19 protein-coding genes are annotated in these 20,895 nt (G+C 70.0%); 4 read left to right on the forward strand and 15 right to left on the reverse strand.

All coding sequences use genetic code 11. The annotated features are described in order from the left end of the window. Positions 1–27 precede the first annotated feature (27 nt). On the forward strand, positions 28–2,574 hold the full coding sequence (locus EV193_RS21020; RefSeq protein ID WP_130345914.1) for an AfsR/SARP family transcriptional regulator: 2,547 nt from the start codon (positions 28–30) through the stop codon (positions 2,572–2,574). 18 nt (positions 2,575–2,592) lie between these two features. On the opposite strand, the gene EV193_RS21025 is transcribed toward EV193_RS21020, so the two are convergent. The 12 genes from EV193_RS21025 to EV193_RS21080 all read right to left on the reverse strand — a co-directional run bounded on the left by EV193_RS21025 (position 2,593) and on the right by EV193_RS21080 (position 15,450). Further along, positions 2,593–3,339 (reverse strand): AfsR/SARP family transcriptional regulator, encoded by a 747-nt coding sequence (locus tag EV193_RS21025; RefSeq protein WP_130345915.1) that lies wholly within the window; start codon positions 3,337–3,339, stop codon positions 2,593–2,595. A gap of 18 nt (positions 3,340–3,357) precedes the next feature. Continuing rightward, complete coding sequence (locus EV193_RS33440; RefSeq protein WP_165401435.1) at positions 3,358–3,747, reverse strand: hypothetical protein; 390 nt, start codon at positions 3,745–3,747, stop codon at positions 3,358–3,360. Between the two features lie 77 nt (positions 3,748–3,824). Next, positions 3,825–6,140 carry an ATP-binding protein gene (locus tag EV193_RS21035; protein ID WP_242613546.1) on the reverse strand — a complete coding sequence of 772 codons (2,316 nt, stop codon included), beginning with the start codon at positions 6,138–6,140 and terminating at the stop codon, positions 3,825–3,827. A gap of 56 nt (positions 6,141–6,196) precedes the next feature. Beyond that, positions 6,197–8,041 (reverse strand): 3D-(3,5/4)-trihydroxycyclohexane-1,2-dione acylhydrolase (decyclizing), encoded by a 1,845-nt coding sequence (gene iolD, locus EV193_RS21040; RefSeq protein WP_130345917.1) that lies wholly within the window; start codon positions 8,039–8,041, stop codon positions 6,197–6,199. Next, positions 8,038–8,904, reverse strand: a complete 867-nt coding sequence (gene iolB / locus EV193_RS21045) for a 5-deoxy-glucuronate isomerase (protein WP_130346095.1) — start codon at positions 8,902–8,904, stop codon at positions 8,038–8,040. Before iolB ends, iolD begins: the two co-directional genes overlap by 4 nt. Continuing rightward, positions 8,898–9,773, reverse strand: coding sequence for a Cgl0159 family (beta/alpha)8-fold protein (locus tag EV193_RS21050; protein WP_130345918.1), 876 nt, complete (start codon positions 9,771–9,773; stop codon positions 8,898–8,900). Before EV193_RS21050 ends, iolB begins: the two co-directional genes overlap by 7 nt. Further along, entirely contained in the window at positions 9,770–10,714 is a 945-nt protein-coding gene (iolC, locus tag EV193_RS21055) for a 5-dehydro-2-deoxygluconokinase (protein ID WP_165401441.1), read from the reverse strand. Before iolC ends, EV193_RS21050 begins: the two co-directional genes overlap by 4 nt. Continuing rightward, positions 10,711–11,499, reverse strand: coding sequence for an ATP-binding cassette domain-containing protein (locus EV193_RS21060; protein WP_130345919.1), 789 nt, complete (start codon positions 11,497–11,499; stop codon positions 10,711–10,713). Before EV193_RS21060 ends, iolC begins: the two co-directional genes overlap by 4 nt. Next, positions 11,496–12,542 (reverse strand): ABC transporter permease, encoded by a 1,047-nt coding sequence (locus EV193_RS21065; protein WP_130345920.1) that lies wholly within the window; start codon positions 12,540–12,542, stop codon positions 11,496–11,498. The genes EV193_RS21060 and EV193_RS21065 overlap by 4 nt, the downstream gene beginning before the upstream one ends. A 5-nt stretch (positions 12,543–12,547) precedes the next feature. After that, the gene (locus EV193_RS21070; protein ID WP_130345921.1) at positions 12,548–13,549 is read right to left on the reverse strand and encodes a sugar ABC transporter substrate-binding protein; all 1,002 of its coding nucleotides are present in this window, start codon (positions 13,547–13,549) and stop codon (positions 12,548–12,550) included. Between the two features lie 18 nt (positions 13,550–13,567). Beyond that, on the reverse strand, positions 13,568–14,443 hold the full coding sequence (locus tag EV193_RS21075) for a TIM barrel protein (protein WP_479723868.1): 876 nt from the start codon (positions 14,441–14,443) through the stop codon (positions 13,568–13,570). Continuing rightward, positions 14,440–15,450, reverse strand: a complete 1,011-nt coding sequence (locus tag EV193_RS21080; protein WP_130345922.1) for a Gfo/Idh/MocA family protein — start codon at positions 15,448–15,450, stop codon at positions 14,440–14,442. The genes EV193_RS21075 and EV193_RS21080 overlap by 4 nt, the downstream gene beginning before the upstream one ends. A 121-nt stretch (positions 15,451–15,571) precedes the next feature. On the opposite strand from EV193_RS21080, the gene EV193_RS21085 reads away from it, so the two are divergent. Together EV193_RS21085 and EV193_RS21090 are read left to right on the forward strand one after the other, a co-directional pair. Then, a complete protein-coding gene (locus EV193_RS21085; protein WP_130345923.1) occupies positions 15,572–16,588 on the forward strand; it encodes a LacI family DNA-binding transcriptional regulator in 1,017 nt (338 codons plus the stop codon). Then, the gene (locus tag EV193_RS21090) at positions 16,585–18,063 is read left to right on the forward strand and encodes a CoA-acylating methylmalonate-semialdehyde dehydrogenase (protein WP_130345924.1); all 1,479 of its coding nucleotides are present in this window, start codon (positions 16,585–16,587) and stop codon (positions 18,061–18,063) included. The genes EV193_RS21085 and EV193_RS21090 overlap by 4 nt, the downstream gene beginning before the upstream one ends. Before the next feature lie 10 nt (positions 18,064–18,073). Here the strand turns inward: EV193_RS21090 and EV193_RS21095 are convergent, their stop codons facing one another. The 3 genes from EV193_RS21095 to EV193_RS34790 all read right to left on the reverse strand — a co-directional run bounded on the left by EV193_RS21095 (position 18,074) and on the right by EV193_RS34790 (position 20,001). Next, a complete protein-coding gene (locus EV193_RS21095) occupies positions 18,074–18,880 on the reverse strand; it encodes a hypothetical protein (RefSeq protein WP_130345925.1) in 807 nt (268 codons plus the stop codon). Between the two features lie 586 nt (positions 18,881–19,466). Then, positions 19,467–19,646: a CsbD family protein gene (locus tag EV193_RS21100; protein ID WP_130345926.1), complete on the reverse strand. Its 180-nt coding sequence runs from the start codon at positions 19,644–19,646 to the stop codon at positions 19,467–19,469. Next, on the reverse strand, positions 19,579–20,001 hold the full coding sequence (locus tag EV193_RS34790; protein WP_423202203.1) for an STAS domain-containing protein: 423 nt from the start codon (positions 19,999–20,001) through the stop codon (positions 19,579–19,581). The genes EV193_RS21100 and EV193_RS34790 overlap by 68 nt, the downstream gene beginning before the upstream one ends. A gap of 140 nt (positions 20,002–20,141) precedes the next feature. Here EV193_RS34790 and EV193_RS21110 point away from each other — a divergent pair, with 140 nt between their 5' ends. Further along, a complete protein-coding gene (locus EV193_RS21110; RefSeq protein ID WP_165401442.1) occupies positions 20,142–20,873 on the forward strand; it encodes a GAF and ANTAR domain-containing protein in 732 nt (243 codons plus the stop codon). The last annotated feature ends 22 nt before the right edge of the window (positions 20,874–20,895 follow it).

Genomic DNA, 20,895 nt, shown 5'->3' on the forward strand with positions numbered 1-20,895 from the left:
CACTGCGGGCGACCTCGTGGAGCGACGATGATCTATCGCGTGTTGGGTCCGCTGGAACTGCGCGACCGAAGCGGTGCGCCGGTCGGCATCAGCGGCGACCAGCTCCGCTCACTGCTGTCCGTGCTCCTGGCACGGGCCGGCAGCTGGGTCGAGCTGGACACTTTGATCGACGCGCTGTGGGGCGAAGCTCCACCCGCCTCGGCACGGCGCGGGGTGAAGCACAAGATCTGGCAACTCCGCCAGGTGCTCACCCATACCGGCACCGAGGCCGCCGTGGAGGGCCGGCCCGGTGCCTACCGGCTTGTGATCGGCCGTGGTGAGCTGGACTCGCGCGTGTTCACCGACGCGATCGCCTCCGCCCGCACCGAACAGGCCCGTGGTGATCACGCCGCCGCCGTCGAAACCTTCACCCGCGCGCTGGACCTCTGGCGCGGCGAACCCTTCGCCTCGCTGGGCGGCACCGCCGTCGACTTCGCCGCACCCGAAGCCGCCCGTCTCACCGAACTGCGCTGGGACGCCCGCGACGGGCTGACCGAAGCACTCCTCGCACTGGACCGCACCAGCGAGGCCATCGGCATCCTGCGCGCCTGCCTCTCCGAAGACCCCTTGCGCGAACCGCTCTGGTGCCGCCTGATGGAAGCCCTGCACCGGGCCGACCGCCGAGCCGAGGCACTCAACGCGTTCGCGCACGCCCGCCGCGTCCTGGTCGACGAGCTGGGCATGGAACCAGGCCCGGACATGCGCCGGCTACACGAGCGGATCCTGCTCACCGAGGACGAAGAGCCCACCGCTGAGGCGACCACGCAGCGGTCGGCCAACTTCCTGCCACCCGAGGTCTCCGACTTCACCGGGCGCGGCGACGAACTCCGCGACCTGCGACTACGCGCGGCGACCCACACCGGCGAGGGCACCGTGCCGCTCGTCGTCGTCGTGGACGGCACCGTCGGCGTCGGCAAGACCAGCTTCGCGCTGCACGCCGCCCACCTGCTCGCCGGCGAGTTCCCCGACGCGCAACTGCACGTCGACCTGCGCGGCCACCGCACCGGACGCGGATCCGGCGTCACCGACGCACTGCGCACCCTCCTCGACGCACTCGGCACTCCCTCGATCGCCGACGGCCAGGACGCGCGCACCGCACAGTGGCGCGCACGCATGGCCGGCCGCAGGGCGATCGTCCTCCTGGACGACGTGACCGACGTCGACCAGGTGCGCGCCCTGCTCCCGGCCAGCGGCTCCTGCCTGGTGCTGGTCACCAGCCGGCACCGGCTCTCCGGGCTGGACGGCGCGCACACGATCACGCTCTCGCCGATGCCCGAGTCCGACTCCGTCGCGCTGCTGTCCCGCGTGCTCGACGACGAGCGGGCACGCGACACCGCGGCACTCGCCGGAATCGCCGCCAAGTGCGGCCACCTCCCGCTGGCCGTCCGGGTCGCGGGCAACCGGCTGCGCCGCCACCGGCAGTGGACGCTGGAACAGTTCGCCGACCGGCTGGCCGCCAACCCGCTGGACGAACTGCGCACCGACGACATCGAGGTGGCCGCCCGGATCGAGGCGTCCTACCTCCGGCTGGACGACCCGGCACAGCGGATGTTCCGGCTGCTCGGCGTCTGCCCGGTACCCGAGGTCGACACGCTGGCCGCCGCCGCACTCGCCGGCGTCCGCGAGCAGGACGCCGAACGGCTGCTGGAACGCCTCGCCGAGGTGCACCTGGTCTCCGGATCCGGCCGCTACCGGATGCCCGAACTGGTGCGCTCGTACGCCGGTGTCGCCGCACGCCGGGACGAGTCGGGCCGCCGGCGCAAGGCCGCGATCGACCGCGTACTCGACTTCTACCTGCACGCCACGACCGCCGTGGCCGACCGGCTCGACCGGGAGAGCACGCACCGCGTCCGCGACCGCGGCCGGACCGCGCTGACCCTGCCCGACGTGCACACCCGCAAGCAGGCACGGACGTGGCTGGCCGCCGAACACCCGAACGTCGTCGCCGCGCAGCACTACGCCGCCGAGCACGGCCAGCGCACGCACGCCAAGCGACTTGCCGAGCTGATCGCCGTCCTCGCGCCGCTGTGCGCGATCCAGGAGGCCGCACCGATCGAGCGCGGCCGGTTCGTGCTGCCCGGCCGGTACGGCGCGACCGGATCGGTGGCCGCGGCCGCCGCCGTGCTCGCCGCCGCCGCGGCCGGCACCGCCTCGTCCGGGCCGACCAACTGGTTCGACGCGGACGCGCGCGGCGGGACCGAGTCCTCCGGCGAACAGGCACCCTCCGGCCAGGACTCCGCACCGGCCGGCCCGGCGATCGACGCCCCGGTCGCGGCCGAGCCCGAACCGGTTCCGGTCGCTCCGCCCGTGGTGGCACCGCCGCCGGCCGCACCACCCGCGGCCCCGCCCGCGCAGGAGGCGAAGTCACCGGTCACGCAGCAGATCAACTCCCAGCTGCGCACGGCCACCAAACCGGTGGCCCAGAAGCCGGCGCCGGTCACGACCCAGCAGCCGGTCCGGAGGACGGTCAACCCGCAGTCGTTCATCGACGCGGGGATCGCCGCCGGCACGCAGTGGTACGACTGGCGGCGCTGACCCGCTCGGTAGAACCCATCAGCCGGTCAGCGCGGGCACCCGTCCGCCGGAGGTGAGCAGCCGTTCGTACACGCCGCGCAGCTCCGGCCCGGGCTCCACGCCGAGCTCGATCCGCAGTGCCCGCCGGGCGCGGTGGTAGGAGGCGAGCGCCTCGGACCGCTGGCCGTCGAGATCCAGCGCGACCAGCAACCGGTACCAGATCAGCTCGCGCAGCGAGTCCTCGGCGAGCATCACCCGCAGCTCCTTGATCGCCTCGGCGGCACGACCGGCCGCCAGCAGCGAATCGGCCAGCGCCTCCCGGACCTGCCACCGCAACTCGATCAGCCGGTCCGCCTCGGCCCGCGCCGGCTCGGTGTCGATCGGCGTGAACGGCTCGCCGCGCCACATCCGCAGCGCGTCGGCCAGCCTCCCGCTCGCGGCGGCGTGCTGGGCGCTGGCGAGCAACTGTCGCGCGGCGAAGTAGGACTGCTCGAACTGCCAGGTGTCCAGCTCGCGGTCCGCCACCAGAATCCGGTACGCGCCGGGCCGGCCCTCGATCCGGCCGGGCAGCTTGCCGCGCAACATCCACACGTACGTCTTGAGGTTCTCCCGCACCGACGGCGGCCGCTCGCGGCTCCACACCGCGTCGATGATCGCCTCGGTCGGAACCCAGGTGTTCGCGGCCGACAGCAGCACCGTCAACACGGCGCGCGGCTTGTCGGCGCCGATCTCGACGTCGACCCCGCCGGAGCGAATCCGCAGCGGGCCGAGCAACGCGAACAACATCGAGTCTCCCTGTCTTGTTCAGCCGAACCACAACGTGTGGCGGGCGAATTTCGGTGTGGCCATCCGAGCGGTGCGCAGCGCGTCGGCGATCTGCCGCTTGATCATCTTCTCGAGTGGCGGCGGCGCCATCGGACGCGGCGCCGGCTTCCGGTTGACGGTCTGCCGCACGGGTTGGACGACTGGCGGTGTGACCACAGGCGGGGCCACCGGGGGCGGCAGCGGCGCGACGACCACCGGGGGTCGCGGCACCGGTGTGCGAGTGGGTGGCACGGCGACCGGCACCCTGGTTCCGGTGCGCGGCGGCGGCTCCTGGCCCTGTCCGATCAGCGTGATGAGCACGACCATCGCGAGCGCGCCGCCGAGGATCCACCCGGCGGCTCGAGCGATGGGCGATGTCGTCCAGTTCATGCCGACGAGCTTGCGGGCGGCCGGTCTTCAGCGGGTCTTCGAGTGGTCTTCCCCAGTGGTCTTTCCGGAAAAGACCACTAGTTCCTGCGCGAAGCCACCCATGCGGCGATCTGCGCCCGGTTGGTGAACGACAGCTTGGTGAGGATGTGGTCCACGTGCGACTCGGCCGTGCGCCGCGCGATGCCGAGCTTCTCCGCGATCTGCTTGTTGGTCAGACCCTCGGCGACCAACTCGGCGATCTGGTTCTCCCGGCGGGTGAGCGTGCCCTGTGCGTTCTTCGGCGCGGTCTCCTCGGCGGGTTCCCCGTCGGCGAGCACGTAGGCCATCGCCTCCTCGGCCGGCATCGCGGCGCCGAGGGCGAACTCGTTGGCGGCCTGATCGAAGCCCAGCCGTCCGGCGACCAGTTCGGTGTCGGACACCACCGGCTCCACGAACGCGGCGTAGTTGCGCGGCGAGGCGCCGAACGAGCGCCACGCGGTCGCCGCGACGCCGAGCAGCCGTGCGGCCCGGCGCGGCTGCTCGTTGTGCGCCGCGCACCCGGCGAGCACCGTGACCGCGAACGCCAGGATCACCCGGTCGTGCACCCGCCGCTGCAGCCGCAGTACCTCGAAGCCGGCCTTGGCCGCCTCGTCCACGTCGCCGCGCAGATACTCCGCCGCGGCCAGCGACCACAGCGCCCACGACCGCCAGAACACCTCGCCGCGTGAGGTCAGCCGCTCGATGCAGTCGCGCAGCACCCGCCGCCCGCGATCCAGCTCGCCGGACAGGCTGATCGCCAGCCCGTAGTTGTAGGTGGACCACAGCTCGCCGGCCTCGTCGCCCTGCGCGCGGAACATCGCGACGGACTTGCCGAACAGCTCCACCGCGTTCGGCATGTCGTTGCCGATCAGCGCGTGGTAGGCGCGCACGTGGTGCACGTACGCGACGGCCTTCTCGTCGCCGGTCCGCTCGGCGACCCGCTCGGCGTCGGAGAGGTGCGTCTCGTAGGCGTCGATGTCGCCCTGCACGAGCGCCAGGAACGCGTTGCTCCACAGCGCGTGCGCCCGGCCCGGCGCGTCATCCGCGGCGACGTCCAGCAGCCGGTCGAGCCAGATCCGGCCCTCGGTCAGCCCGCGGATGATCCAGTACTCCTTGAAGGTGAGCACCTTGCTCAACCCGACGGCCGCCTCGTCCGGGTCGCTGGCGCAGAAGTCCAGCGCGCGCCGCAGGTTCGGGTGTTCGCGGATCAGCATGTCCACCCAGCGCGCCTGGTCCGGGCCGATCCACTCCGCCTCGAACCGGCCGGTGAGCTCGACGCACCAGTCCCGGTGCCGCCGCCGCATGCGCTGCTCGTCGTCGGCCGCGCGCAGCCGCTCCTCGCCGTAGAGCCGGATCGTCTCCAGCATCCGGTAGCGCGCCAGCCCTTGGTACTCCTCGCGCACCAGGATGGACTTGTCGATCAGCGCGTCGATCACGTCCAGCACGTGCCGGCTGTCCAGCCCGTCGCCCGAGCACACCCGCTCGGCCGCGTCCAGGTCGAACCCGCCGGAGAACACCGACGCGCGCGCCCACAGCAGCCGCTCCGGCTCGGTGCACAGCTCGTGGCTCCAGTCGACCAGCGAGCGCATCGTCTCGTGCCGGCTCGGCCCGCCGCGGTTGCCGCCGGTGAGCACGGCGAACCGCTTGTCGAGCCGGTCGATGAGCTGGCGCACCGACAGCACCCGCATGCGCACCGCGGCCAGTTCGATCGCCAGCGGCAGGCCTTCCAGCTTGCGACACAAGGTGATCACGTCGGCCGCGTTCTGCTCGGTGATCGCGAACGACGGCACCACGGCGGTGGCGCGGTCCAGCAGCAGCCGCACCGCGTCGTAGCGCTCCAGGTCGGCGGGCGCGCCGCCCGGCTGAGGCACCTCCAGCGGCGGCACCGGCATGATCCGCTCGCCGGTGACACCCAGCGACTGGCGGCTGGTGGCCAGCACGACGAGGCCGGGGCAGGCGCTGACCAACGTGTCGACGAGCCCGGCGCAGGCGTCCACCAGGTGCTCGCAGTTGTCCAGCAGGAGCAGCATTCGCCGCTGATGCAGGTGGTCGACGATCACGTCCATCGGGATCGCCGCCCGGTCGCCGAGACCGAGCCGCGCGGCGACCGTGCTCACCAGCAGGGCGGGTTCGCGCAGCTCGGCGAGCTTCACCACGACCACGCCGTCGGGGAACATGCCGCGCACGGCGCACACCGCGCGCCTGGCCAGCCGCGACTTGCCGACCCCGCCAGGCCCGGTCAGCGTCACCGTCGACGTGGCCCCGAGAAGCCGCCGCACCTCGGCGATCTCGGCGCGACGGCCGACATAGGTCGTCGCCTCCAACGGCATCGCGTCATCGCGGGAACCCACCGCCGCCTCGTCACACGTCGTCACGCCGATCACCACCCGTACTCGGCGATCATCGTGACTTGCGGCGGTACATTCGCTGGTCAGCCGAGGTAGCGGAGCTGACCGGCCTTCGCGGTGTCCAGTTCGGCTCGGGCGGTGGTGATCTCCGGGCGGTGGGATGCCTGGGGCACACCGACTTCCCACCACGCGCCGGCCTCGGTCCAGGACGACGGGTGGGTGCGGATCACGACGACGGCGACCTGGCCGGCGCGGGCTTGGTCGCGCGCCTCGGCGTAGGCGGTGGGCAGGTCGGTGAGGCCGTCGACGTCGAACACCGCGCAGCCGAGGGCGGCGGCGTGCGCGGCGAAGTCGACTCGGGGTGGGGCGTCGCGCGTGCTGCGGCAGTCGGCGTACATGTTGTTGAAGCCGGCGCCGCCCTGGTTGCGCTGCAGGCGATCGATGACCGCGTAGCCGTCGTTGTCGCACACCACGGCGACGAATCCGTGGCCGGCGAACGCGGCGGAGAACAGCTCGGAGTTGAGCATCAGGTAGGAGCCGTCGCCGAGCAGTGTGGTGACCACGCCGTCCTTGCGGGCCATCGCGGCGCCCCACGCGCCGGCGAGTTCGTAGCCCATGCAGGAGAAGCCGTATTCGACGTCCATTGTGGACGGTCCGGTGCTCCGCCAGCCGCCGATCAGCTCGCCGGGCATGCCGCCGGACGCGGTCATCACGTAGTCGTCTGGGCCGCTGGCGTCGTTGATCACGCCGACGACTTGGGCGTAGGTCGGGGTGCCACCGGGCGCGCGGAGTTGATCGATGTGCGTGTCCCACCGCGCCCGCTCCTGCGCCGCCCGTGTCGCCCAGGTCTCGGGGGCGCACCAGTCGGCCAGGGTTTGTAGGTCTTGAAGACACTCAAACGCGTCACCCACGACGGCGAGGGCGCCGTGCTTGACGGCGTCGAAGCGCGCGGTGTTGACGGTGATCAGTCGGACGTCGGGGGAGAACACGGTCCACGAGGCGGTGGTGAAGTCCTGCAGGCGGGTGCCGACGGCGAGGACCACGTCCGCTTCGGCGGCCAGGGTGTTGGCCGACGCCGAGCCGGTGACGCCGAGTGGCCCGGCGTGCAGCGGGTGATCGTGTGGCACGAGCGTGCGGCCGGCGGTGGTCTCGGTGACCGGGATGTCGTGCTTTTCGGCGAACTCCAACGCGATCGCGGCGGCGGCGGAGTAGCGGACGCCGCCGCCGAGGATCAGCAGGGGGCGGCGTGCGCTCCGAAGTACGTCGGCGGCATCGGCCAGCGCGCGGCGGTCGGGGCGCGGACGCGGGACGTGGTGTGTCACCGGCTCGAAGAGTGCTTCCGGGAAATCGAATACCTCTGCCTGAACGTCTTGCGGCAGCGCGAGTACGACGGGTCCGCAGTCAGAGGGATCGGTCAGCACGCGGGCCACCTGCGGCAGGGTGGCGATCAGTTGCTCCGGCCGGGTGATTCGGTCGAAGTAGCGGCTGACGGCCCGGAAGGCGTCGTTCACCGTTGTCGTCGGGTCGCCGAAGTGCTCGACCTGTTGCAGTACTGGATCGGGTGCGCGGGTGGCGAATGTGTCACCGGGCAGCAGGAGCAGTGGCAGTCGGTTGGCGTGCGCGACTCCGGCCGCGGTCACCATGTTCAGCGCGCCCGGCCCGATCGAGGACGTGACCACGCCGACCTGCCGGCGCTGCGTCGCCTTGGCGTATCCGACCGCGGCGAGCGCCATGCCCTGCTCGGTGTGCCCGCGCCACACGGGGATCTGCTCGCGGTGCTCCTCCAGCGCGGTGCCCAGCCCGAGTACGTTGCCGTGCCCGAAGATTCCCCACACGGCGGGGAACAGTGGTGCGACCGTGCCGTCGATCAACTCGGTGCGCTGGGCGATCAGCCAGCGCACGAGTGCCTGCGCGGTGGTCAGCCTCATCGCACTCCCTCCGCGGTGGTGACCGGGCAGCGTGGGTCGGGCTCCTGGGTCGCCCAGGTGTCGCGCACCCAGGTGTGTGACGGGTCGTCGCAGAACGCCATCGAGCGCTCCTTCGCGGGCCCGGCCAGCACGTTCAGGTAGTACATCGGGTAACCGGGCGCGGCCACGCAGGGGCCGTGATATCCGCGTGGCACAAGGAAAACATCACCGTCCCGGACGGCGACGTCCACGTCGATCTCGCCGTCGGCGGTGTACGTGCGGTGGAACCCGAAGCCGTCCCGGCCGGCGATCCGGAAGTAGTAGATCTCCTCGTTGACGACCTCGCACTCGGACGCCTCGTCGTGCTTGTGCGGCGGATAGGACGACCAGTTGCCGTCCGGGGTGATCAGCTCGCAGGCGTTCAGCTTGTCCGCGTGCTCCCACACGCCGGGCACGCCGAAGCTGGTGACCTGCCGGGTGGCGTTGCCCGCGCCGCGCACCTCCACGGGCACGCCCTCGGCCGGGCCGTAGCGAGGGGTGAGCCGGCGGGTGCACCGGGCCATCGGTAGCGCCACGTCAATGCCGTCCACAGTGGACAGTTCGACTGTGGCATCTCGTGGTACGTAGGCGAAATCGGTCACCCGCGAGAACACGGAGTCGCGGCCGGTCAGGGTGAATAGCTGATCGTCTGCGGCCACTTCGCAGGCGCCGGACAGTGGCAGAACGAATGCCTCGAACTCGCCGGTGTCGATCACGCGACGCTCGCCGGGGGCAAGGCGCAGCACGCGCAGGCCGGTGTAGGTCCAGCCGGCGTTCTGCGGGGTCAGCAGTACTGGATCCACTCCGTCGATGAGTGTCCCAAGTGGACGGTGCAAGTTCACAATGCGTCCTCCAACACCTTCGCGGCGGCTGAGACGGCGGCGCCGACGTCTCCGTCCGGCGGGTACAGCAGCGTGCGGCCGACGACCAGGCCGCGCACGGTGGGGTGGGTCAGCGCCCGGCTCCATGAGGCGAGATCGGCCGCCGGGGCGGCACCTCCCAGCACGACTACCGGCAGCGTGGTCGCGGCCAGTACCTCGGGCGCGGCGGCGGGCAGCTTCAGCCAGGTGTGCGCCGAGGTCGCGCCGAGCCCGGAGGCGACGGTCACCGCACGGGCCAGTGACGCCGAATCCTCTTGCAACACAAGGGAATCGCCGTCCCGGTGATAGGGGAGCGGTTCGACCATGGCCATCAGTCCGGCGTCGGCGAGTGCGGTCACGGCGTGTGCACAGGACTCCAGCGTGGGCGCGGTGCCGGCGTCGGTGTCCACCAGCCGCAGCAGCATCTTGCCGCCGTCCAGGCCGAAGCGGCTGATCGAATCGGCGGCGTATCCGGTGAATCGGTCGTCGATCTCCCAGTCGGCGCCGGCCAGCCCGCCGCGGTTCATCGATCCGATGACCACCTTGTCGTGCAGCGCGCCGAGCAGCAGCAGCTCCTCCACCACGTCCGGCGTGCCGAGCAGCCCGTCCACCGCCGGGTTCTCCAGCGCCACCAGCAGCCGCTCCAGCAGCGACCGCCGGTCGGCCATGGCCAATGGGTCGCCACCCACCGCGAGTGCTCCCCGTGCTGGGTGGTCGGCGGCGATCAGGAACAGGGTTCCCTTGCCGGACAACAGGTTCGCGCGCCGTTGCCGTCCCGCGTACGCGCGTGCGACCGCGTGCGGATCGGTCGCGCGGGTGGCCAGCAGCTCGGTCCACTGTGTGTCGGTGATCAACCCAGCAACTCCTCGATCTCGTCGACGGTCGGCATCGCGTCCGCGCAGGCCAGGCGGGCGGCGACCAGCGCTCCGGCGGCGTTGGCGTGCTCGGCGATGCGCACCGGGTCCCAGCCGGCCAGCAGCCCGTGCGCCAGTGCCCCGCCGAACGCGTCGCCGGCGCCCAGCCCGCACACCACCTCGACCGGGCGAGGCGGCACGGTCCAGGAACTCTCTGGTGTGGCAACGAGAACGCCGTCCGCGCCCTGCTTGATCACTGCCAGCGAGATACCTCGGTCCAGCATTCGGCGCGCGGCTTCGGCCGGATCGGCGGTACCGACTGCTACCTCCGCCTCGGCCCGGTTGCCCACGGCGACCGTGACGTGGTCGAGCATCCAGCCGATCTCGGCGCGCGCGGTGTCCACGTCCGGCCAGAACATCGGGCGGTAGTCCAGGTCGAGCACGGTGTGCGCCCGCCGCCCCCGAGTCTCGAGCATCTTCCGCTGAGTGGAGCGGGCCGGCTCGGTGCACACGCCCGTGCCGGTCACCCAGAGCAGCGGCACGCTCTCCACGGTCGACCAGGGAACATCGGATTCGGCCAGTGTCAGGTCCGGCGCGATCGGCAGCCGGTAGAACAGCAGCGGCGGATCGGCCGGCGGGTCGAGCGCGCAGAACACCACCGGGGTGAGCAGGTCATTCGCGGTACCAACGAATTTGGGTGACACCCCGAACTCGGCGAGGGCCTGGCGCACGTACGGGCCGAATCCGTCCGGACCGACCTTGGTGAGCACGGCGGATCGCCGGCCGAGCCGGGCGGCGGCCACCGCGACGTTGGTCGCGGTGCCGCCGAGCGACTTGGCGAACGTGCGCACCTCGGCCAGTGGCACGCCGCTCTGCTCCGGGTACAGATCCACCCCGACCCGGCCGACGGTCAGTACCTCCAGTGTCACGTCTCGCGTCATGTTTGGGCTGCCCGCAGCTCGTGCTCCAACGCCTCCAGCTCCGCGCCGCCGGCCATCTGCTGGGTCAGCTCGGCCAGCGTGATCTTCGACTTCTCGTAGCTGCCCAGGCTGCGCCCGCGCTTGAGCAACAGGAACCGGTTGCCCACCGGGTAGGCGTGGTGCGGGTTGTGGGTGATCAGCACGACGCCGAGGCCGCGGTCGCGCGCCTGCGCCACGTAGCGCAGCACCACCCCGGCCTGCTTCACGCCGAGCGCGGCGGTCGGCTCGTCCAGAATGAGCACCTTCGCACCGAAGTGCACCGCCCGCGCGATCGCCACGCACTGCCGCTCGCCGCCGGACAGCGTGCCGACCGGCTGCTCCACGTCACGCAGGTCGATACCCATCTCGGCGAGCGCCTCGCGCGCGACGGTTCGGCCGCGCCGGCGGTCCAACATCGCGAACGGGCCCCAGGTGATCCGCGGCTCCGAACCCAGGAAGAAGTTGCGCCACACCGACATCAGCGGCACGACGGCCAGATCCTGGTACACCGTGGCGATCCCGGCGTCCAGTGCCTCGCGCGGGGACGCGAACCGCGCCGGCCGTCCCTCGAAGGAGAAGGTGCCCGAGTCGTGCTGGTGCACCCCGGCCAAAATCTTGATCAGCGTGGACTTGCCCGCGCCGTTGTCGCCCAGCACGCAGGTGACCTCGCCGGGATTGACCACGGTGGACACGTCGCGCAGCGCGATCACGCTGCCATAGGTCTTGCCGACGTCCTCGACCTCGATCAGCGGTTCAGTGGTGGTCATCGCCGTACCCTTTCCGCGCGCCGCCGGAACGTGTTGTTGACGAGCACGGCGCCGAGCAGCATCGCGCCGAGGAACAACATGAACCAGTCGCTGTCCCAGTTCGCGAACACGATTCCCTGCCGTGCCATGCCGAAGATCAGCGCGCCGATCGCCGCGCCGATCGCCGAACCGAAGCCGCCGGTGAGCAGGCACCCGCCCACCACCGCGGCGATGATGAAGTGCAGTTCGAGCCCGACGCCCTGGTTGGCCTGCGCGCTGGCGAACCGCAAAATGTTGATCGACCCGACCAGCCAGCCGGCCGCCGCGGTCGTCATGAACAGCAGGATCTTCGTGCGGTTGACCGGCACACCGACCGCACGGGCGCTGGCCGCCGAGCCGCCCACCGCGAAGATCCAGTTACCCAGTCGGGTGCGCACCAGCAGCCACCCGGCCAATGCGGCGAACCCGATCCACCACACCACGGAGATCTGGAACGGCGTGCCGCCGATGTCCATTGTGGACGCGAACACGAAGCCGGCCGACTCGTAGCCGTCCGTCGCGCGCATCCCGGACACCTGCACCGAGCCGGTGATCAACCGCGTCACACCGAGGTTCAACCCTTGCAGCGCAAGGAAAGTACCGAGTGTGACGATGAAGCTGGGCAACCCGGTGCGGGTCACCAGCCACCCGTTGAACGCGCCCACCGCGAGCGCGAACACCAGTGACACCAGCAATGCCAGCCACACGTTCCAGCCGAGCTGGGTGGCGAAGATCGCGGTCACCAGCGCGGTGGACGCGGTCATCACGCCGGCGGACAGGTCGAACTCGCCACCGATCATCAGCAGCGCGACGGCGACCGCCATGATCCCGAGCGTGGACGCGTCGTCCAGCCAGGTCGCCACTCCGCTCGCGGTCAGGAACTGATCGCTGACCACCGAGAAGAACACGAACACCACGATCGCGCCGAGCAGCGCGCCGATCTCCGGCCGGACGATGAGCCGGTTCGCCAGGCTCGGTCGACTGATCCGCTCGTCGACGAGCGTTTCCTTGGTAGCGACACTCATCCCGATCACCTGGTCCCGCGCTGTGCGTAGCCGCCGACGGTGTCCACAGTGGACTTGTCGACGAACCCCGGTCCGGTGAACACCGGCCGCCCGCCGCCGACCGTGTTCGCGTTGTCCCGGTACAGCTTCAGGAACACGACCGGCAGGTAGCCCTGCTCGTACTGCTGCTGGTCGACCGCGAACTGGATCTCGCCGGCCTTGATCGCGGCCACCACGTCGGCGTTGAGGTCGAACGTGGAGACCTGCGCCCGCGAGCCGGCGCCCTTGCTCGCGGTCACCGCGAGTGCCGCCGCCTGCGGGTTGAGGGTGAGCACCGCGTCGATCGAGCTATCGGTCTGCAGCGCGCCGCGCAGCCGGGACTGCACGTCGGTCGGGTTGTTGATGTCCACCTGCAGGTTGCGCACGTCGCCGAACATGCGCTTGGCGCCGTCGCAGCGCTGACTCAGCCCGATGTTGCCGGCCTCGTGGATCACGCACAGCAGCCTGGTGCGGCCGGCCTGCTTGAGCCGCGCGCCGGCGGCCTCGCCGGCCACTTCCTCGCTCTGCCCGACGTGGGTCATCGCGCCGAACTCCGCGCTGCGCTTCTCACCGGAGTTGATCGTGATCACCGGGATGCCCGCGCGGACGGCGCCGGTGACGGCGGTGCGCAGCGCGTCCGGGTTGGACATCGACACCACGAGCCCGTCCACCTGCTGCGCGACCGCGTTGTCGATCAGCTTGGCCTGGTTGCCGGCGTCCCCGTCGGAGTTGTACTCGACGCGCACGTCGAGATCCTTGCCCGCCGCCTCGGCGCCGTTCTTCACCACGTTCCAGAACGCGTCGCCGGGCGTGCCGTGCGCCACCACGGCGATCCGCATCGGGCCATCGGTCTTCTTGGTGGCGATCGGACCCGTGTCGCCGGGCTGCTGCGCGCTCGGGCCGGTGCACGCGGCGAGTGCCAGCGGCGCGGCGATCGCTAACGCGGCGAGTCGGCGTTTGCGTCGTCGGGGTTCGCAGGGATCGGACATCGTTGTCTCTCCTCGCTTCTAGAGGCGACCGGTGATCTTCCTGAGGTACTCCAGGCTGCGCGCGGTGTCCAGCTTCGGGGTGTCCGGCGGGCTGTTCTCGTCGAGCGCGGTGTCCTGTTCGAGGACATACCAGCCGTCGTAGCCGGCGTCGTGCACGAACCGCACCATCGCTTCGACGTCCACGTCGCCGTCGCCCAGGGGTGGATACAGTCCACTGTGGACGGCCTCGGTGTAGCCGAGTTCGCCGGCCCGCACCCGATCGGCGAGATCGGTGCGCACGTCCTTGAGGTGCACATGGCCGATACGTTCGGGATACCGCTTGGCGAGTGTCACCGGATCGGTGCCGCCGATCAGCAGGTGTCCGGTGTCCAGACACAGCGGCAGGTCCGAGTCGTGCACGAACCGCTCCACCTCGGGTTCGCGTTCCACGTGCGTACCGACGTGCGGATGCAGCACGGCGCGTAGACCGTGTTCTCGGGCGATGTCACGCACCTGGACAGCGGTGCGCACCAATGTCTGCCACTCGTCGTCGGTGAGCGCCGGCCGTTCGTCGTATCCACCGAGCCCGGTGGCGGCGGCCAGCACCAGCACTTCGGCGCCGGCGGCCGTGAGCAGGGCTGCCTGGGTACGTGCCTGCTCGACGGCAGCGGCCGGATTCTGGTGCAGCACAAGGGGAAGGAAGCCGCCGACAAGACCGAGACCATGCCGCTCAAGCAGGACGCGCAGGTGCGCCGGCTCAGTCGGCAGGTATCCGGGTGGGCCGAGCTCGGTGGCGGTCAGACCGAGTTCGGCCATCTCGCCGAGCACCCGCTCCGGCTCCAGCATGATGCCCCAGCCGGGCACCTCGCACACACCCCAGGAGATCGGCGCGCCGGCCACGCGGAACGTGCTCACGCCGGCACCTCCTCGAACGCCGTACGGACCGGCGCGCCGGTTCTGCGCGACTGTTCACATGCCTCGGCGAGCCGCAGGCTGATCAGGCTTTCCCTTGCGGGAGAAGGGTTCTCCACCCGGCCCGCGATCACGTCGAGGAACGTGACCAGCTCGTTGACGTACGCGCGGTGGAAGCGTTCGGGGAAGCCGGGGTACGGGTCCGGGCCGACGCGCGGGCCGTCGGGTTCCAATGAGGTGAGCGGGGTGCGCGGGTCCAGCCCGACGGTCAGGGTGTCGCCGCTGCCGAACACCTCGATGCGGCAGTCGTAGCCGACCGGGTCGTGCCGGGCGGCGGACAGCATCGCGTGCGCGCCGCCGGCGAAGCGCAGTACGGCGATCGCGTTGTCCACGTCGCCGACCTCGGCGAACACGTCGTCCACGAGCACCGATCCGGACGCGAACACCTCCACGACGGGCTGGCCGACCAGCCACGGCACCGCGTCCAGGTCGTGGATGAGGCAGTCGCGGAACAGGCCTCCGGAGGAGGCGATGAACTCCTTCGGCGGCGGCTGGTGGTCGTTGCACACCGACCGGACCTGGTACACCCTGCCCACTTCACCGGCGCGCAGGCGGCGGTGCAGCTCGACGATGGCCGGGTCGAACCGTCGCTGGAAGCCGACCACGACGTCCACCCCGGACGCCTCGATCTCCTCCACGATCGTGCCGACGGCGGCGATGTCCTCGGCGAGCGGTTTCTCGCACAGCGCAGGCGTTCGCGCGGCGACACAGCGGCGCAGCATCTCCGGGTGGGTGTCGGTGGGCGTCGCGATCACCACGCCGTCGCTGTTCGCGAGTAGTGCGTCGAGGTCGTCGACGGCGGAGGTTCGCGGGCCGAGCCCGCCGGCGGCCTGACCGGCACGTCCGGCGACCGGGTCGAACAGCAGCACCTCGTCGACGGCGTCCAGTGAGGCGAGATTGCCGGCGTGCATCGTGCCGATGCGCCCGACCCCAGCAACTCCGATGCGCATGGGGAGGGTCTCCAAGTCCTGGTGGGGAGTGGTTTATCGTTAGAGCGCTCTATTGGTTGGAGCGCTCTAATGCTGTAGCTTGCGTCACAGTGATGTCAAGGGCGGGTTTCGAGGAGGTCCGGTGGCACGGCCGACGATGGAGGACGTGGCGCGGCGCGCCGGTGTCTCCCGTGCGCTGGTCTCGCTGGTGATGCGCGGCTCGCCGAAGGTGAGCGCACAGCGCCGCGATGCCGTGCTCGCCGCGGCCGAGGAGTTGGGCTACTCGCCGCACGCGATGGCCCGATCATTGGCGAGCCGCACGTCCACGGTGCTCGGCGTGATGGTGTCGGACCTGCACAACGCGTTCTTCGCCGAGGTCGTGGACGGCCTGGAGGCGGTGGCCGCGGCCGAGGGGTTCGATCTGATCATCAACACCGGCGGGCGCAGCGCCGCGCGGGAACGGCGCGCGGTGACCAGTCTGTTGTCCTTCCGGCCGGCCGGCCTTGCGTTGCTCGGGCCGGTGGTGCCGACCTCCACGATCGCGTCGGCGGCCGGCCAGGTGCCCGTCGTGCTGGTCGCCCGATCCTGCCGGCTGGCAGAGGTGGACATGGTCAACGACGACGGCGAGGCGGGTTCCCGGATCGCGGTCGATCACCTGGTTTCGTTGGGGCACAACAGGATCACGCACCTGGACGGTGGTGCTGGCTCGCAGTCGGCACTGCGCCGGCGCGGGTACGTCGACGGCATGCGCGCGCACGGCCTGAACCCGGACGTGGTCGCCAGTGAGTACACCGATGTGGCCGGTGCGAAGGTGGTCAGCCAGTTGCTCGAACGCGGGCTGGACGAGTTGCCGACCGCGCTGGTCGCGGCGAACGACTTCAACGCGGTCGGCGCGATCTCCGCGTTGGAGGAGGCCGGGCTGCGCGTGCCGGACGACATCTCGGTGATCGGCTACGACAACACCTCGCTGGCCGGCCTGCGGCACGTCTCCCTCACCACGGTGGATCAGCCGAGGCACGAGATGGGCCGGCTGGCAGGCGAGGCGCTGCTCCAGCGGGTGCGCGGCGAGCGCACCGACGCGGCCCGGCACCTACTGCATCCCTCGCTCGTGGTTCGCACGACCACGGCGGGTCCGAGAACGAGGAGGAAGCTCACGTGACAGTTCCGCACTGGATCGACGGCGCGCGCACGACCGGGGCGTCGGTGCGTACCGGCGAGGTGTTCCAGCCGGCGACCGGCGAGGTGGCCAGGCAGGTGGTGTTGGCCGAACAGTCCGATGTGGACCTCGCGGTGGCAAGTGCGACGAAGGCGGCCCGCGAATGGGGTGACTCGTCGCTGTCGGCGCGCGCGAAGGTGCTGTTCGCGTTCCGCCAGTTGGTGCACGACCATCGCGACGAGCTGGCGGCGATCATCACGGATGAGCACGGCAAGGTGCTGTCCGACGCGGCCGGTGAGGTCCAGCGTGGGCTCGAGGTGGTCGAGTTCGCGTGTGGGATCCCGCATCTGTTGAAGGGCGAGCACTCCGAGCAGGTGTCACGCGGGGTGGACGCGTACTCGACACGCGAGCCGGTCGGTGTCGTCGCGGGGATCACGCCGTTCAACTTTCCCGTGATGGTGCCGATGTGGATGTTCCCGATCGCCGTCGCCTGCGGGAACGCGTTCGTGCTCAAGCCATCCGAGCGTGATCCGTCGGCAGCGGTGCGGCTCGCGGAGTTGTTCTCCGAGGCGGGCTTGCCCGACGGCGTGCTCAACGTCCTGCAGGGTGACGCCGTCGCCGTGAACGCGCTCCTCGATCACCCTGACGTCGCGGGAATCTCGTTCGTGGGATCCACTCCCATCGCGCGTCACGTGTACTCCCGTGGGACCGCGAACGGCAAACGAGTGCAGGCGCTCGGCGGGGCGAAGAACCACATGGTCGTCCTCCCCGACGCGGATGTGGACACAGCGGCCGACGCAGCCGTATCCGCCGGCTACGGCAGTGCCGGCGAGCGATGCATGGCCGTGTCGGTTGTGGTGGCCGTCGGTGACATGGCTGACCAGTTGGTGCCCGCGATCGCGGCGCGTACCCGTGAACTCGTGGTCGGCCCCGGCACCGATCCCACGTCGCAGATGGGCCCACTCGTCACCGGCACCCACCGGGACCGCGTCGCGTCCTTTGTGGACAGTGGCATCACCGAAGGCGCCGACCTCGTCGTGGACGGCCGCGCCCACAGTGTCGAGGGCCAGGGATTCTGGCTAGCCCCAACACTTTTCGACAATGTGACCCCCGAGATGGCGGTGTACAAGGAGGAGATCTTCGGCCCGGTGCTGTGCGTGGTCCGAGTGCCCACCTTCGACGCCGCCGTGGAACTGGTGAACGCGAATCCCTACGGCAACGGGACCGCCGTCTACACCGGCGATGGCCTCGCCGCCCGTGAGTACCAGCGTCGTGTGCGCGTCGGCATGATCGGTATCAATGTGCCGATCCCGGTGCCGATGGCCTACTACTCCTTCGGCGGTTGGAAGGACTCGCTGTTCGGTGACACGCACGTGCACGGCGCGGAGGGCGTGCGGTTCTACACCCGCGCGAAGGCCGTGACGGCGCGCTGGCCGAGGCAGAGCGGCATCGACCTCGGCTTTCCCGTGCACGCCTGAGGTACACGGTTCAGAAGGGCGCCGGTTCGGGTTCGGCGATCGGTTCGGCCCGGACGGTGACGGTGTCGCCGAGTGGGCTGGTGGTGATCACCAGGTCCGGCTCGGGCTGCTCGACAACCCAGCCGGGCTTCTCCTTGCACAGGTTGTGCCGCTCGCAGCGCGGGTTCAGATTGCACACACACGTACGCCCGAAGTCGGCGTGCCGAGCGGTGTGATCGAGGTGGCAGCGTGTCGACGGGCGGTTGCACCCAGGATGGGTACATCGCGGATGTCGCATCCGCACGTTCTCCGCCATCGCAGCCGGCGGATATCGTTTCCTGCCCACATCGGTCACCATTCCCGACACCGGATCAGTGAGTAGCCGCCGCCAGGTGGATTTCGGATCAGCCGCCAACTCGCGGCACACCTGCGCGGGTAGCGAATCGACGCCGAACAGTTGACCCGGCTTGTCATCCACACCCAACAACGTCGTGTGCGGCACGGTCACCCACACAATCGTCTTGATGTGCCACTGATCCTCCCCACACAAGTCGTCCATGGCGATGTCGAACCGCAACTGATCCAACGCCCGGGCATCACCCTGCTGCTTGGCGCGGCGGGCTTGCTGATCGATCCGGACGTAGGCCGGGTAGAGCTGCTCGACCGGTCCTTGGAGGCAGAGAAACGCCTCCCCGTCGTCCCCCAGGGTGAACCGAACATGCCGATCCTTACGCCGCTCCTGACGGCGACGCTCCGCACCCTCGGGGTCGACCAGCTTCACCACATCCCTGACCCTGCGCCGAAAAGGCTCGTAGTAGTCCGGTGGATTGGCCAGCACTCGTTGCTCGACCTGCCCCGGCGTGCTCGGCGCTCAGAGGTTTGGTGACCTCGTACATCGCCCGCGCCTTGGACCAATCCAGCTCACCGCGCTCCAACGCCGCCAGAGTCCTCGGCACCCGCGCCGCCATCCCTTGAGCAATCGCAAGCTGGTTCCCCGCGTGCCGCCGCTTCGCGAACATATCCAGCATTCGCACCCGCTGCACTTGAAGCCCCGCAATCTTCCGCTCCACAAAACCCAACATTTCAAGGAGCATGATTTCTTCCATACCCAATATTTACCGGCACCTTCACGCGAAAACGTCACCCATTAAGGTGACCCACAAAGCAAAAGGCGTACCCTCTTCTCGTTGGCAAGGCGGTCGCCGGAAAACCCGGGCAATGTGCCACCCACAGCCGGCGACCGTCGCGGCAGCCAAACGACAGAAAGTGCACAATCAAACCCGTGCACCACCCAGAGATCGCCACCTACCTGGACAACGCGCGCCGACCACGTCCGGCTGTCCCCGCACACCACCACGGGCGAGCAGGCGCTGAACGCGGTCCGCGCCGCGCTGAAATTCGTGAACCAAGACCGATCGGCCTGATCAACGATCCTTCTTCTTCACCGCGTCGGATACCGACTGAGCCGCGCCCTTAACGGCGTCCTTCACTTTCGCGATGCCGTGCTGCGCCTTGCCCTCTCGCTCGAGATCCTCGTCATCCGTCGCTTTTCCGGCGAACTCCTTCGCCTTTCCGGTGATCTTGTCCTTCTGTTCCTCGGACATGTGCACTTCCCTTCTCTTCCACTGGCGGGTCGGCCAGCAGGCCGTTGAGACCGGACACGGTCAGCGCGCGCAGTACGGTGGGATCCCGCGCCAGCAGCCGAAGCGGTATGCCGCGGCTGATCAGCAGGTCACGGGTGTTGCGCAAGGTCATGAGCACGCCGCAGGACACGAAGTCGACGTCGGTCAGGTCGCACACCAGCATCGTGGTCGCGGGGTGGTGCGCCGCGCGCACGACGGCCGCGCGCCATTCCGCGTCGTTCGACCTGTCGATATACCCGTGTGTGGTGACCAACACCGTTCCGGCGGGTATGCGAACGGAACGGACGGCGAACCGGGGAGAAATGATGTCGCACATCTCAGTCAATTGGCCTCCGCGCAATACGATCCGCCCAGGGGCGGGACTACGGGGGCACAGCTGACTGCATAACCGTGCTGACGCCAAGATACCCCATCGCGGCCGCTGCGAAACCCTCGATTCGTGAGAGGGTGCGCACCATGCTGACCGTCGCGCACGAACTCGCCGAGATCACCAGGCTGGTCGAGGACGACGACTTCGGAACCACACTGGACCGGTTCGTCAGCCGCATCGCGGACACCGTTCCGGGGTGCGACCACGCGATCCTCACCGTGCGGTCGGACGGCGCGGTCGAGACCGTCGCCGGCGCCGCGGGTCTGGACTTCGACCCGATCGCGCCCGGGCCGGTCGTGGAGGCGGTCACGTTCGGTGAGCCGCGCCGGCTCGACGACGTCGCGACCGATCAGCGCTGGCCCGCGTTCGCCGCCCAGGTCGGCAATGCCGGATTCCGGACCTGTGTCGCGCTTCCGCTGTCCATCAAGGGCGAGGACAGCGCGGTGCTCACCCTGTTCTCACACAAGCCCGACCAGTTCGCCGACACCGCCTACGACGTGGTGCTGCTGCTGACCCTGCACGCCGGGGTGGTGTTCGACAACGCGACGCTGTACCACGACAGCAGCCAGATGGTGGTGCAACTGCGGACAGCGCTGCGCACGAGGTCGCTGGTCGGCCGCGCGCAGGGCATGCTGATGCGCCATTTCGAGTACAGCACCGACGACGCGTTCGCGACGCTGAAACGTGCCTCGCAGAACAGCAACACGAAGCTGCGCGATCTGGCCGCCGCGCTGGTCAGCGCACATGAGAAGGGCGAGTTCGACACCGCGTTGCAGAAACTGGCGCTCACCGCGGCCGGCGAGAAGGCACCGGACTGATCGCGCTGGTCCGAACGCTCAC

Origin of the sequence: Herbihabitans rhizosphaerae (assembly GCF_004216555.1) — a bacterium.
Taxonomy (GTDB): Bacteria; Actinomycetota; Actinomycetes; order Mycobacteriales; family Pseudonocardiaceae; genus Herbihabitans; species Herbihabitans rhizosphaerae.

What these genes read in the sequence shown, in the direction of transcription:
- EV193_RS21100 (WP_130345926.1), bottom strand. Translation starts at nt 19,646, where the DNA reads ATGTCCGAGGAACAGAAGGACAAGATCACCGGAAAGGCGAAGGAGTTC.
- EV193_RS21070 (WP_130345921.1), bottom strand. Translation starts at nt 13,549, where the DNA reads ATGTCCGATCCCTGCGAACCCCGACGACGCAAACGCCGACTCGCCGCG.
- EV193_RS21110 (WP_165401442.1), top strand. Translation starts at nt 20,142, where the DNA reads ATGCTGACCGTCGCGCACGAACTCGCCGAGATCACCAGGCTGGTCGAG.
- EV193_RS21025 (WP_130345915.1), bottom strand. Translation starts at nt 3,339, where the DNA reads ATGTTGTTCGCGTTGCTCGGCCCGCTGCGGATTCGCTCCGGCGGGGTC.
- EV193_RS34790 (WP_423202203.1), bottom strand. Translation starts at nt 20,001, where the DNA reads ATGTGCGACATCATTTCTCCCCGGTTCGCCGTCCGTTCCGTTCGCATA.
- EV193_RS21060 (WP_130345919.1), bottom strand. Translation starts at nt 11,499, where the DNA reads ATGACCACCACTGAACCGCTGATCGAGGTCGAGGACGTCGGCAAGACC.
- EV193_RS21080 (WP_130345922.1), bottom strand. Translation starts at nt 15,450, where the DNA reads ATGCGCATCGGAGTTGCTGGGGTCGGGCGCATCGGCACGATGCACGCC.
- iolD (WP_130345917.1), bottom strand. Translation starts at nt 8,041, where the DNA reads ATGAGGCTGACCACCGCGCAGGCACTCGTGCGCTGGCTGATCGCCCAG.
- iolC (WP_165401441.1), bottom strand. Translation starts at nt 10,714, where the DNA reads ATGACGCGAGACGTGACACTGGAGGTACTGACCGTCGGCCGGGTCGGG.
- EV193_RS33440 (WP_165401435.1), bottom strand. Translation starts at nt 3,747, where the DNA reads ATGAACTGGACGACATCGCCCATCGCTCGAGCCGCCGGGTGGATCCTC.
- EV193_RS21020 (WP_130345914.1), top strand. Translation starts at nt 28, where the DNA reads ATGATCTATCGCGTGTTGGGTCCGCTGGAACTGCGCGACCGAAGCGGT.
- EV193_RS21065 (WP_130345920.1), bottom strand. Translation starts at nt 12,542, where the DNA reads ATGAGTGTCGCTACCAAGGAAACGCTCGTCGACGAGCGGATCAGTCGA.